Source organism: Thiofilum flexile DSM 14609 (genome assembly GCF_000380185.1).
Classification (GTDB): domain Bacteria; phylum Pseudomonadota; class Gammaproteobacteria; order Thiotrichales; family Thiotrichaceae; genus Thiofilum; species Thiofilum flexile.
Window position 1 is genome coordinate 1 of record NZ_KB904773.1, and the last position, 12,090, is coordinate 12,090.

Annotated in this window: 12 protein-coding genes; 4 read left to right on the forward strand and 8 right to left on the reverse strand. The window is 43.8% G+C overall.

The window, feature by feature from the left end; translation table 11 throughout:
- The 3 genes from A3IK_RS0111220 (at position 1) to A3IK_RS0111230 (ending at position 1,692) form a co-directional block, all read left to right on the forward strand.
- Positions 1-276: an ISAs1 family transposase gene (locus tag A3IK_RS0111220; protein WP_026220931.1), complete on the forward strand. Its 276-nt coding sequence runs from the start codon at positions 1-3 to the stop codon at positions 274-276.
- Between the two features lie 99 nt (positions 277-375).
- Complete coding sequence (locus A3IK_RS0111225) at positions 376-1,296, forward strand: Rpn family recombination-promoting nuclease/putative transposase (protein WP_020560076.1); 921 nt, start codon at positions 376-378, stop codon at positions 1,294-1,296.
- 24 nt (positions 1,297-1,320) lie between these two features.
- Positions 1,321-1,692 carry a hypothetical protein gene (locus tag A3IK_RS0111230; RefSeq protein ID WP_020560077.1) on the forward strand — a complete coding sequence of 124 codons (372 nt, stop codon included), beginning with the start codon at positions 1,321-1,323 and terminating at the stop codon, positions 1,690-1,692.
- A gap of 31 nt (positions 1,693-1,723) precedes the next feature.
- Here A3IK_RS0111230 and A3IK_RS0111235 read toward each other — a convergent pair whose 3' ends face one another.
- The 8 genes from A3IK_RS0111235 to cydD all read right to left on the reverse strand — a co-directional run bounded on the left by A3IK_RS0111235 (position 1,724) and on the right by cydD (position 10,909).
- Positions 1,724-2,719, reverse strand: coding sequence for a hypothetical protein (locus A3IK_RS0111235; protein WP_020560078.1), 996 nt, complete (start codon positions 2,717-2,719; stop codon positions 1,724-1,726).
- 189 nt (positions 2,720-2,908) lie between these two features.
- Positions 2,909-3,625 carry an arginyltransferase gene (locus A3IK_RS0111240; protein WP_020560079.1) on the reverse strand — a complete coding sequence of 239 codons (717 nt, stop codon included), beginning with the start codon at positions 3,623-3,625 and terminating at the stop codon, positions 2,909-2,911.
- Positions 3,615-4,349, reverse strand: a complete 735-nt coding sequence (locus tag A3IK_RS0111245) for a Crp/Fnr family transcriptional regulator (protein WP_026220932.1) — start codon at positions 4,347-4,349, stop codon at positions 3,615-3,617. Before A3IK_RS0111245 ends, A3IK_RS0111240 begins: the two co-directional genes overlap by 11 nt.
- Before the next feature lie 136 nt (positions 4,350-4,485).
- Entirely contained in the window at positions 4,486-4,587 is a 102-nt protein-coding gene (gene cydX / locus A3IK_RS20880) for a cytochrome bd-I oxidase subunit CydX (protein WP_425425428.1), read from the reverse strand.
- A 16-nt stretch (positions 4,588-4,603) separates the two neighbouring features.
- Entirely contained in the window at positions 4,604-5,746 is a 1,143-nt protein-coding gene (gene cydB, locus A3IK_RS0111255; RefSeq protein WP_020560082.1) for a cytochrome d ubiquinol oxidase subunit II, read from the reverse strand.
- 11 nt (positions 5,747-5,757) lie between these two features.
- Complete coding sequence (locus A3IK_RS0111260; protein ID WP_020560083.1) at positions 5,758-7,359, reverse strand: cytochrome ubiquinol oxidase subunit I; 1,602 nt, start codon at positions 7,357-7,359, stop codon at positions 5,758-5,760.
- A gap of 134 nt (positions 7,360-7,493) precedes the next feature.
- Entirely contained in the window at positions 7,494-9,158 is a 1,665-nt protein-coding gene (gene cydC / locus A3IK_RS19275) for a thiol reductant ABC exporter subunit CydC (protein ID WP_020560084.1), read from the reverse strand.
- Positions 9,155-10,909 carry a thiol reductant ABC exporter subunit CydD gene (cydD, locus tag A3IK_RS0111270; protein ID WP_020560085.1) on the reverse strand — a complete coding sequence of 585 codons (1,755 nt, stop codon included), beginning with the start codon at positions 10,907-10,909 and terminating at the stop codon, positions 9,155-9,157. Before cydD ends, cydC begins: the two co-directional genes overlap by 4 nt.
- Before the next feature lie 134 nt (positions 10,910-11,043).
- Between cydD and A3IK_RS20390 the strand changes: the two genes are divergently transcribed.
- Positions 11,044-11,958 carry a DUF4344 domain-containing metallopeptidase gene (locus A3IK_RS20390; protein ID WP_020560086.1) on the forward strand — a complete coding sequence of 305 codons (915 nt, stop codon included), beginning with the start codon at positions 11,044-11,046 and terminating at the stop codon, positions 11,956-11,958.
- Positions 11,959-12,090: the final 132 nt, after the last annotated feature.

Sequence of the window (12,090 nt, forward strand, 5' to 3'; positions counted from 1 at the left end):
CTGAGTGCGGCGTCTGCCTTGTTTGTGGTACGTTCCCATTGGGGGATTGAGAACCGACTCCATTGGGTCTTGGATGTGCTGATGCAGGAGGATAAGGCGCGTAACCGTACCGGCGATAGCGCTCACAATTTCTCCCTCCTACGCCAGATGGCGACTAACTTACTTCGGTACAGCCAGACAAATAAGCATAGTCTCAAAGTACGNCGCAAGCAGGCCGCTTGGTCAACCGATTATCTCGCCGAACTCTTGGAGCCACTCATCCCTCTACAACAATAAAGATTCAAGCGATTGCCCTGCTAGGCTCCATAAATCCTATCGCCCTAGTAGACAAGCTTCGCTATAATCAATCCTATAGCAACCAATCTAGGTAAAGCCATGAGCGACGTCTATCTCAATCCCCTCACTGACTTTGGCTTTAAAAAGCTCTTTGGCGAAGAGCCGCATAAGGATTTATTGATCAGCTTCCTCAATACCCTATTACCGGCACACCATCAAGTACAAGACTTAAGCTATACCAAAAATGAGTATCAAGGGCGCAGTGCGATTGATCGTAAGGCGATCTTTGACCTTAATTGTATTAGCCCTTTAGGTGAGCGCTTTATTGTCGAATTACAGCGCGTAAAACAAATCTATTTCAAAGATCGGAGCATTTTTTACTCTACTTTCCCTATACAAGAGCAAGCCATACGGGGGGATTGGAATTATAAGCTCGCCGCGATTTATACCATCGGTATTCTGGATTTTCTGATTGAGGACGAACAAAGCAAGGTGTATTACCATGCTCAGCTAAAAGATCAGGATAATATTTTATTTTACGATAAATTCAATTTTATCTATTTAGTGCTACCACGCTTTCAATTACAAGCCCACGAATTAATTACCCTACAAGATAAATGGCTGTATGTGTTTAAGCATTTACACGAACTAGAAACAATCCCCAGCCAACTCACCGATAAAGTATTTCAGCGTTTATTTGGCATTGCTGAAATAGCACAATTACCCGCCAGTGAACGTCTAGGCTATGAAAGTAGCTTAAAGGATTATCGAGACTTTATGAGTACACAAGAAACCGCGCGTTTGGATGGGGAGAAGATTGGATTAGAGAAAGGTGAGAAAATTGGGTTAGAGAAAGGGTTGGAGCAAGGAGAGAAAATAGGACTAGAAAAAGGAAAACAAGAAGGCGAATTAGAAGGCAAGAAAAAAGCGGCTTTGCGTATGTTAGCCAAAGGTATGGATGCAAAAACAGTGGCAGATTTAGCCGATTTACCCTTGGAAGTGATACAAACGCTCATCTAGCGTGTTAGAAGTAGGCTATTCGTAATGAAAGAATTATTAGAAAATCGTAGTTTTCAACTTTGGTTTTATGAAGTGAGCCATGGGCAACTATTAATTAGAAGCCCCAAGAAAAATGATATACCTTACAATATTGATATAATATTTTCAGGAGTTGAGTATATTTCTCTCCCTATATTTTTAAATGAAATCTCTATAGATGAGCAAGTAACAGACACTGAAAAACATCAAGTTTCCAGTGCTTTAGGAAAAAGATTTGAATATAATAATAAAATTTATGTTTTATGCTCTGGTCAAAATAGATATTTAGTATGTGCCAGCCATATGAAGATAAAGGCTACAGATTTAGATTTATTTGAGCTACCATTTGATAGAGTTATCAAAACAGGAAGCCCATAGAATCATGAACTTCCTATCAATTAATAACTAATTAGCAGCCACTAATACAATAATCACCATCGCCAAATAACTCTAACAGCGTAATATAACCTGTTTCCTCGTAGGTGTTATCTCCATTACTGTCTAACTCAAACCCCAGACTAGAGTTACTAGCTGTCATGCGTAATTTAGAACTACTAGCCCCAGAGAGTAATGCTTTACCTGCAACGGGGATACCCGCATCACTAAATGTCACATTGCTTAAAGTACTTAAAGTAGCATAGCCATAATCTTGTAAATACACTTGCCCACTGAGTTTAAATGTAGTGGCATAGGCACTAGAAGTGACTACTTTATAGTTTTTAACCAAGCTTTGCTTATTAGTATTATGATTCATGCGGTAGATATTAGAGGTGGTCGTTTCAATACCTTGAGCAGAGGAATAACTTTGTGTCCCCACAGCAGTATAGGAAACTACCGAATAATTTACTTTTAAATTTTGAAAAGTCAGGGTAAAAGCCGTAGCCATGCCTTGAGTTGTATCATAACCTGTAATGGCTACCTGCACAGTTCCATTGGCCTTACCAAGGGTATCAACACAATTAGTCATGGTTAATGTCAATACACCTAGACCCGTTTGATTATCCACCTCACCAGCAGCTTTCATAGTACCACTACTCTTACAAGCAATCGTTTCACTAATAGCCGCTGTGGCTGCTAGCGTATACCCCGAAGATCTTTGGGTAGAACGTAAAGCTAATGTCGTGAGTCCCTTTATGAAATTACTAAAACTATGCTCCTGAATAGCAGCATTTTGTTCCGTACTAGCTAAACTAACTCCCTCATACTCAACCCCATAGAGAGCACGCATAAAATCTATTTGATTAGAGTTAGTGATAGTGGCTTGGGTACGTGTCCCCGTATATGTAGCATCCGCATCATAAGGATTAGTAAAGCCAGAATCACTACCTCCCCCACCACCACCGCCACACGCTACTAGTATTAAAGGAGCTAAAAAAGAAACTGTTAAATATTTTAGCTTTAGCATAAATCACCTTACTGTCGTCATGAATCTAAGGGCTAGTATAATGATTTATTTAAAAAATACAGTATTAATAAATGATCGAAGGCTAGGTTATATAGATAATAAAAATTAAAATAAGAGATATTCTCGAAAACAAATAATATTTAAAAAAGTCAATATGAAAATTTTACTATTTTTATTAAACCACCAAGCTTAGGCGCGTAACGTTACCCAACGCCCATCCACTAACCCCTCAACGGGTGAAAAGCGGGTTTTGTAGTTCATTTTAGGTGAGTCGGCAATCCAATAGCCGGGGTACACGTAATCTAGCCCTAATTCTTTTGCCCAATGGATTTGCCACAAAATACAAAACGTACCCAAGCTCCTTTTTTCAGCCACTTCGGGATCAAAAAAAGTATAGACCAAAGATAAACCCTGCTGTAGCCAATCGGTGGTTGCAACCGCTAATAATTGCTCAGAGGGGTCATATACCTCAATCATAACGGTACGTGACCAATGCGCTTTTAAAAAATTCGCAAAGTCGGCGATATCATCATCATTATCCATCCCTCCACCAGCATGACGCGCACTAATATAGCGTCGATATAAAGGCTCATACTCCGGCTTAAAGCCTTCGGCATTAATACGTACAATGAGATCTTGATTACGCTTCCAATTACGTTTTTGGCTACGGTCGGGCTGAAAATAATGCACGGGAATACGGGTCGAAATACAGTCACTACAGTTTCTACAACAAGGGCGATAAACCTCATTACCACTGCGCCGAAAACCACGATCTAATAAATGCCCATATTCGGCATTGCTAATCAGTGACTGTGGATTCACCAATAAATTAGTCGCCTGACGTTCGGGCAGGTACGGACAAGGATGTACCGCTGTTATGTATAGCTCCAATGCACTATCCAACATTTAATACTTCACTTCGGCTAATATTGCACACGGTGGCACATAAACGCTCCACATCAGGCAAGCGAATAAAACCGCCGCGCTCTTGAAATAAACCTTGGCGCTTCCATTCGGATAAGGCACGACTCACCGTCTCTACCGTCATCCCCAATAACTCACCCACCTCAGCCCGTGATAAAGGTAGCGGCACCCAGCCCTCAATCCCTTTAGGAGCACTTTCGCACCAGCGCACTAAAAAGGCTCCCAAACGCTCACCCGTTTTCTTCGCCCCCAACTCCACCAACATATCCTCAGCCTTAGTAAGGCTTTGAATCCAGCGCTGCGTCAACATACCATCGACTTCGGCATAATTTTGTTTTAGCGCCATGAGTTCAGAAAGGGCAAAACGACACACATCGACCTTAGTCAAAGCCATGGCAGTATGAGCATATTTCCCTCCTACAATCCCTTCAAAACCCAATAGATCCCCCGTGTGGAGCACGCGCACAATATGGGTACGCCCATTCGGTAAAATACTGAGTAATTTGACAAACCCCGAACGGACGGTATAGGCATAGCGAGCGCTATCCCCTTGATAATAAATCGTGTCCTGACCACCAAAGGTAATCACACTAGGATTAAAGTCTTGAGCAATTTGACCTAAGCGCTCAGTAGACATTCTAGATAGAATGCTCAGGTGACGAACTTGACAAGATTGGCAAGAGTGGCTTCCCGACTGCTGTAACATGCAAATGGACTCCTATGAGGTCAGAGAAAACGTTTTCCTAACGCTTTCTCCTTATTTTACACCACTCAAAGTAAATTCAACATACGTCTCAGTGGTAACTGTATCCAAGACTTAATAAAACTTTAATAGTGATATATTAATCATCATCAATACCATTTAACTCTAGCCACATTACATTAATAATGCCAAAGGAACAGGCCAGTAATACCCCTAAAATCCAAGCGAAATACCACATCATGTACTCCTTAATAATTCTAATAAACCGAATGATCATTTTTACGCACAAAGGCAATCGTAATTTTTCCCCACATGGCACGATAACACCATAGTGTATAAATAATAATCAAAGGAACAAAAATCATTGCTACCCAAAACATTATAGCTAAGGTTAAATGACTCGAAGTGGCATCCCACACCGTTAAACTATGACTAGGATTTAAACTCGACGGCATAATGAAGGGGAAAAGCGAAACGCCAGCCGTTACAATAATACCGATTAAAGCCATGGCACTACTGAAAAAGGCTCCTGCACCTCGCTGTTTTTTTGCAAAATAATATACTCCCATAGCCCCTATTAACCCCATTAAGGGCGCTAATAGTGTTAAGGGATAAGTTTTATAATTAGTGAGCCACGTACTTTGCCCTAGCACGACGGTTTTATTCAGGGGATTAGCTATCCCCCCCTGTGATGGCAGTTGAGTAATCTTATAACCATCTAAACCTAGCCATACCCAAAGTCCCGCCAGAGCAAATAAGGCAAATACTGCTAAAGCTAAATAGTGAGCCGCATCGCGGGCGCGTTCATATATCTCACCTTCGGTACGCAGCATTAAATAGGTCGCACCATGCATGGTAAACATCGCTAAACTTAATAAGCCCGCAATCAGAGCAAAGGGATGAAATAACCCAAAAAACGAACCGTGGCTGCTAGAACGCATAAACTCATCAAACTCAAACGGCATGCCTAGGAATAAATTACCAAAGGCGACCCCAAATATGAACGGGGGCACGATTCCGGCAATCATTAAGCCCCAATCCCATAGTTCACGCCAACGCGCATTTTCAATCTTAGAGCGATAATCAAACCCAACCGGACGGAAAAATAAGGCAAATAAAGTAATCACCATCGCAATATAAAACGATGAAAATGCCACGCCAAACGTAATAGGCCAAGCAGCAAACATCGCCCCCGCCGCCAACACTAGCCAAACCTGATTCCCATCCCAATGGGGGGCAATGGTATTAATAGCGACCCGCCGTTCTTCATCGGTATAACCAACATAGCGCAGTAATGCCCCTACTCCCATATCAAAACCATCGGTGAGGGCAAAACCAATCAACAGCACGCCAATCAGTACCCACCAAATTAATTTAAAGGTTTCATAATCGAATATCATGGTCGGTACTCCTATACTCTATCGCGTTTCAGGTCAGCCATGACGGCACTATTATGCCCCGCGCCATGAGCTTCAAAATGGTAGCGTCCGGTATGTAGGCTGCTCGGCCCCAAACGCGCAAATTTCACCATTAAATAAACCTCAATCACCAATAACACGGTATAAAACACAATAATACCCACCAGACTAAAGAGAATTTCACTATAGGTCAGATTCGAGGGCGCTAATGCTGTCGGTAATACCTCGCCAATCGCCCACGGTTGACGCCCAAATTCGGCAACAAACCAGCCAGTTTCAATCGCAAACCAAGGTACAGGTAAACTCAAGAATATGAGCCATAATAACCAACGCTTTTTAAACACGCTGCGAGTCGCGGTAAAATAAAAGGCCAGTGCAAAAATCATTAGCATCCAAAAACCTGAGGCTACCATGATTCTAAAGGCCCAGAACAAAGGAGCTACTTGCGGCACAGTATCAAATGCAGCGGCCTTAATTTGTGCCTCGGTAGCATCCACCACATTCGGCGTAAAGCGCTTGAGTAATAGGCCATAACCTAAATCCACTTTCACTTGTTCAAACGCTTGCTTATCGGCCTCGCTCGCTTCCTTATGTCTTAGCTTTAGGAATAGGCTATAGGCCTGCATCCCATTCCGAATCCGTTCCTCGTTGCGGGTGACTAAATCATTAATACCCATTACCTCTTCAGTAAGCGAGCGCGTCGCAATCAAACCGAGGGCATAGGGAATTTTGAGTTCATAGCTATTTTCACGCTTATCTTGATCGGGGATAGCAATGACATTAAAACCCGCCGGTGCAGGCTGGGTATGCCATTCGGCCTCAATCGAGGCGAGTTTCATTTTTTGTACCGCTCCGGCCTCATAACCGCTCTCATCCCCCAATAAAATCACGGATAAAATCGCCGCCATCCCAAAACCGGAGGCGATAGCAAAGGAGCGCTTAGCAAAGCCAATGTCACGCCCTTTTAATAAATACCAAGCACTAATGGAAAGCACAAACATAGAACCCGCTACATAGCCCGCCGCGACGGTATGCACAAATTTTACTTGAGCGACCGGATTAAAGAGCACCTCGGTAAAACTAGTTAGCTCCATACGCATGGTTTCGTAATTAAACTCGGCTCCAATCGGATTTTGCATCCAGCCATTAGCAATCAAGATCCACAGCGCCGAAAAATTCGTACCCAACGCCATCAGCCATGTGACCACTAAGTGCTGTACCTTAGATAGGCGCTCCCAGCCAAAGAAAAACATCCCCACAAAGGTGGACTCTAAAAAGAACGCCATTAAGCCCTCAATCGCCAACGGTGCGCCAAAAATATCGCCCACATAATGCGAGTAATAGGCCCAGTTAGTGCCGAATTGGAACTCCATCGTAAGGCCAGTAGTCACGCCGAGTGCGAAGTTAATACCAAATAACTTGCCCCAGAATTTGACCATGTCTTTATAAATTTCCTTGCCGGTCATGACATAAACCGACTCCATAATGGCAAGGATAAAGGTCATTCCTATGGTGAGAGGAACAAAGAGGAAGTGATACAGCGCGGTGAGTGCAAATTGCAGCCGCGATATATCAACAATATCATCCGGTATCATGTGGTGCTCTCCTAATAGTGGATTGAGGCTCTACGGCTCACTCTAGGATAGGATACACCCAGCTCACGATGTAAAAAATTGAATTATAACCTATTAAATAGAGGGGATTGTGATGGCAGGCTATTTAGAATTAACTATGACGGGGCGTCAGAACGCACTACCATAATTTCATCGATATTTTTTAAACCATAAGGCTGATGGGTAATCAAAATTAAACTTTGCCCTTTCGCTTTTATCCCTGTTAATAACTGCGCCATCACCTGCTCTGCCGTTACACTATCTAATCCTTCCATAGGCTCATCTAAAATCACCAGTGATGCAGGTTTTAATAACGCGCGAGCTAAGGTTAAACGCCGTGCTTGCCCACCCGATAGGCGCACACCCGTCTCCCCTACCCAAGTATCATACCCCTGAGGTTGGGCTTGGATAAAATCATGCAATTGCACACAACGACACGCCGCCTCTAGCTCAACATCGGTAGCATCCGGTTTAGCTAGGCGTAAATTAGCGGCAATCGTTTGATCAAATAACTGCACCGTTTGCATAGCTACCGCAATACCACTACGCAGCGCTTCGGATTCAAACTGTTCAATCGGTGTTTGATTCACATAAATATGTCCCGTGCTGATTGGGCGTAAACGAGTTAAGAGCTGCACTAAGGTGCTCTTACCTACTCCACTGCGCCCTAGTAAGGCAATACTACTGCCCTGTCTTAGGATAAAAGATAGGGGTCTAAGTGCTGGTTGTTGGCTATTCGGATAGCTATAGCTAACCGCTTGTACCCGCAGCTCAAACTGCTGTGGCATCACCTGAGGCTGAGCAGGCTCTTGTATGGGTAAAGGACTATCTGCCAAACTAAAAATACGTTTAGCCGCTGTAACCGACTCGCCTAAGCTTTGTACCGCCAAAGGTAGGGGCTGAATAATCTCCATACTGCCCAAGGCTAATAAGGTAAATAAGGCTAAATAAGCCGGCGGGACTTGTCCTTGATGTACCAGCGGTATGACTTGTATGAGTACCACAACCATAGCTAGATACCCCAAACTCATTAAAGCGGCTTGAACTAAAGTATTCCAGCGACTCACATGGCGCTGCTGCTCGATTAGAGTTTGATTCAATACTTGGAAACGCTCAAAGCGCTGTTCTAATGCGCCATAAATCGCTAATTCATCCCAAGCCTGTAAATCATCCACTAAATGACTGGTTAACTCCGCACGGGTTTGTACGGCGGCTTTGCCTACCTTAAAAGTGGCGTAATAACTCAAAGCACTCAAACCCACAGCGATGGTTATTAATAAGCTGAGTTGTACTAAAGCCAAGCGCCAATCAAACCAGCACCACACTAAAGCCAATACTATCAAGGTTAAAATAGCGACTATACTAGGCACTAAAAGGCGCAAATAAACCTGATTTAAAACCTCAATATCCGCCCGAATGCGGTTAAATACATCGCCACGATGATAGTGCTCTAAACCAGCGGGCGCGAGTGGTTCAATTTTTTCATAGAGCCAGACCCGCAGTTGCGACAAGATTTTAAAGGTTGCATCATGCGTGACTACACGCTCGGCATAGCGTCCGGCAGTACGGGTAATCGCTGCCCCTCGAATGAGGGCGGCGGGCGTGAAATAATTCATACTCGCCTGCGCTATCCCCGCTAATGCCATCGCACTAATAAACCAGCCTGAAATAGCCAATAGCGCCAAATTTGCCAAGGTCGTGATCCAAGACAGCAAAATCCCTAACACGATCCAGCCCCAGTAGGGACGCATCAAAGCGAATAGGCGTAATAGCTCGGTCATTCCCTCCCCTCCTCGAATGGGCTGAGCAGGGTTTGATAAGGGGATGAATTTGCTAATAACTGCTCATGCGTCCCCTCTGCAACTAACTCACCTTGGCTCATCACCCAAATCCAATCCATTTGCGCTAAGACTTGCAAGCGATGCGTTACCATAATCAAAGTACGCTCACGCCCTATTTGATAGAGTACAGCTTGAATCAAGCGCTCGGTTTCAGCATCCAAATGCGCGGTAGGCTCATCCACCACCCAAATCGGCGCGTTTTTAAATAACGCGCGTGCGAGAGCAATACGTTGCACCTGCCCACCTGACAAGCGCACGCCCCCTTCCCCGACTAAAGTGTCATATCCGTGTGCTAGGGTTTGAATAAACTCATGAGCATAGGCTTGTTGTGCTGCTGCTATCACTTGATCACGCTGCGGCTGCTTCACACCTAGGGCAATATTATCCAGCACAGAACCGGCTATGAGATGCGGACGTTGTGGAATCCAAGCAATCTGTTGCCACCATTGCCCCCGCACTGCCGTGGTAAGCGGGTGCTCCTCTAGCAATATTTGCCCTGAACTCGGTGCTTGTAAGCCTAAGATAAGCTGCAAAACGGTACTCTTACCCGCTCCACTCTCTCCAACTATAGCGATGGATTGCTTGAGTTTTAGAGTAGCGGATAATGGTTTTAACCCTATGCGCTCATCCGCATATCGCACACCCACCTGTTGGAAGTGTACCGTTTGAATAGGGTTTGCTAGGGTTTCAGAGTGCTTCAAGGCTGACGGAGACGCAGAGGATGCTAACAGCACTACAATGCTATCTAACGCCCCCAACGCTTCTAAACGGGCATGATAATGGGTGCCTAAAGAACGCAGGGGTAAATAAAATTCGGGGGCTAGTAATAGCACAAAAAACCCGGCAAAAAAATCCATTTCCCCCCACATTAATCTAAAACCAATCAATACCGCGATGAGCGCTATACTCACAGAAGCCAAAAACTCCAAAGCAAGAGAGGATAAGAAAGCAATACGCAATACCTGCATGGTACTAATGCGATAATGATCGGATAACTGAGCTAAAACGTGTGCTTCTTTTTTACTGGTATTAAATAATTTCAGGGCAGTAATATTTTGCAAAACCTCTAATAAATAAGCACTTAGCCGCGATAAGGTTTGCCATTGTTGTTGATTACGCTTTTCTGTTCCTTGACCAATTAACATCATAAATAACGGAATTAGCGGAGCCGTTACTAACATCACTAGTACCGATATCCTATCTAACCCCAACACGGTTATAAAAATAGCGAGTAATAACCATGCTAAACTACTCATTGTTGGCAAGTAGCGGGCATAATAACCTTCTAAAGCCTCTACTTTGTCGGTTAGGGTATTGATTATTTGCCCATTAGAGTCATCCTTAAGCCCTATAGAGTCTAAGGTTTGGATTTGGAGATAGAGTTGCTCACGTAGCTGCTGTTTAATACGCAAAGCCGCTTCAGTCGCACTCCAATTAGCCCCCCAGATTAGCCCCAAACGGATAGGCAATAGTGCTAATAATAAGGCTAATTCTAGGGTCAATGAGGTTAGAGTGGCCTGTTTAAACAGTACAGCATTCACTATAAAGGCTAATAACCCCGCTTGCAGGATAAGGACTAAACCTGCTAAGCCATTGAATAACAAACTGAGTGTTAGCGAAAACTGCCCTAAAGAGCGCCAACGCTTGAGCCACTGAAGCTTGGTTTTAGCTGAAAGGTGGGTTGTATTCATCGATAAATCAATCTATTGGGGTCATAAACCCAGGGTTAAGGAACTAAACAAGCACTCTATAATCATCCTAGACCCTGTATTAGAATCGAGTTCATCATCCTGTATGCCACAAAAAAGGCCACGGAGCTTTAAATATGAAACGCTTATCCTTAGCCACATTATTATGGGTCTGCCTCTTGGGGTGGTTTGGAGTCCTCCCCAGTGCTGGAGCGAGCACCTCCGCTACTTTAAGTGTTCAATTTCATAAAGCCCATACTCCTGCTGAAGCTCATATGCGCCAGCTCTTATCTAAAATGGTTGAAATTCAAGACTTTGCCAAATTTGTTAATCAAGAATTTCGCTTACTCTATCCTATACAAATCCGTTTTGGTCACTTTGATGGGCCATTATTTGACTTAAAAACCCATACTATTGATGTGCCTTATAATTTCATGGCTGAAATGATTTTACTCTTCAATAGTGCGCGTTATGGACGCACCGGGCTTACCTCCACGCAAGCGGCGATGGATACCTTGATTTATGTCTTATTCCATGAATTAGGACATGCGTTTATTGATATGTACAAAATCCCCCTATTTGCCAAGGAGGAAGATGTAGCGGATTATTTTGCTACCACTATTTTACTCGACTCTTTTTCGGGCGGGGCAGAAATCACCATTAGTACTGCCGATATGTTTGATATTGCTAACCGTGTACCCGGAAAAGCCAAAGGGGCGATTGCCCATTGGGATGACCACAGTGGCGATATAGTGCGCTCTCAACGCTTATTATGCCATGTCTATGGTAGTAACCCTAAACACTATCAATACTTAGCGAATTATCATAAGTTTTTAAAAAACCAAGATAAACGTTGTACGCAACGCTATCAGCAACTCTTGGCTAGTTGGAGTATTCAGCTAACCCCCTACTTAAAACCCAGCTCTACGCGCTTAGCACGCACAGTGATTGTTCCCGTTACTCCTACCCCCAAACCCAAAACAATCTCCAAAACTAAACAGCGGCGGACTAAGGCGGCGTTTAAAGCTAGAGCTTCACGGCATGTGAAATAATAAGCGGCTGTTAGATTTTGAGTACTTGAGCCAAAGTAATCGGGTATTTCTTCCGCAGTCGCTGTGAATACATCCTTGTACGCTACAAGGCGGCATCCTTGCCGCCAAGACTGCTCCAGAAATACCCGATTA

What these genes read in the sequence shown, in the direction of transcription:
- A3IK_RS0111260 (WP_020560083.1), bottom strand. Translation starts at nt 7,359, where the DNA reads ATGATACCGGATGATATTGTTGATATATCGCGGCTGCAATTTGCACTC.
- A3IK_RS0111225 (WP_020560076.1), top strand. Translation starts at nt 376, where the DNA reads ATGAGCGACGTCTATCTCAATCCCCTCACTGACTTTGGCTTTAAAAAG.
- cydX (WP_425425428.1), bottom strand. Translation starts at nt 4,587, where the DNA reads ATGATGTGGTATTTCGCTTGGATTTTAGGGGTATTACTGGCCTGTTCC.
- A3IK_RS0111245 (WP_026220932.1), bottom strand. Translation starts at nt 4,349, where the DNA reads ATGTTACAGCAGTCGGGAAGCCACTCTTGCCAATCTTGTCAAGTTCGT.
- cydD (WP_020560085.1), bottom strand. Translation starts at nt 10,909, where the DNA reads ATGAATACAACCCACCTTTCAGCTAAAACCAAGCTTCAGTGGCTCAAG.
- cydC (WP_020560084.1), bottom strand. Translation starts at nt 9,158, where the DNA reads ATGACCGAGCTATTACGCCTATTCGCTTTGATGCGTCCCTACTGGGGC.
- A3IK_RS0111235 (WP_020560078.1), bottom strand. Translation starts at nt 2,719, where the DNA reads ATGCTAAAGCTAAAATATTTAACAGTTTCTTTTTTAGCTCCTTTAATA.
- A3IK_RS0111230 (WP_020560077.1), top strand. Translation starts at nt 1,321, where the DNA reads ATGAAAGAATTATTAGAAAATCGTAGTTTTCAACTTTGGTTTTATGAA.
- cydB (WP_020560082.1), bottom strand. Translation starts at nt 5,746, where the DNA reads ATGATATTCGATTATGAAACCTTTAAATTAATTTGGTGGGTACTGATT.
- A3IK_RS20390 (WP_020560086.1), top strand. Translation starts at nt 11,044, where the DNA reads ATGAAACGCTTATCCTTAGCCACATTATTATGGGTCTGCCTCTTGGGG.
- A3IK_RS0111240 (WP_020560079.1), bottom strand. Translation starts at nt 3,625, where the DNA reads ATGTTGGATAGTGCATTGGAGCTATACATAACAGCGGTACATCCTTGT.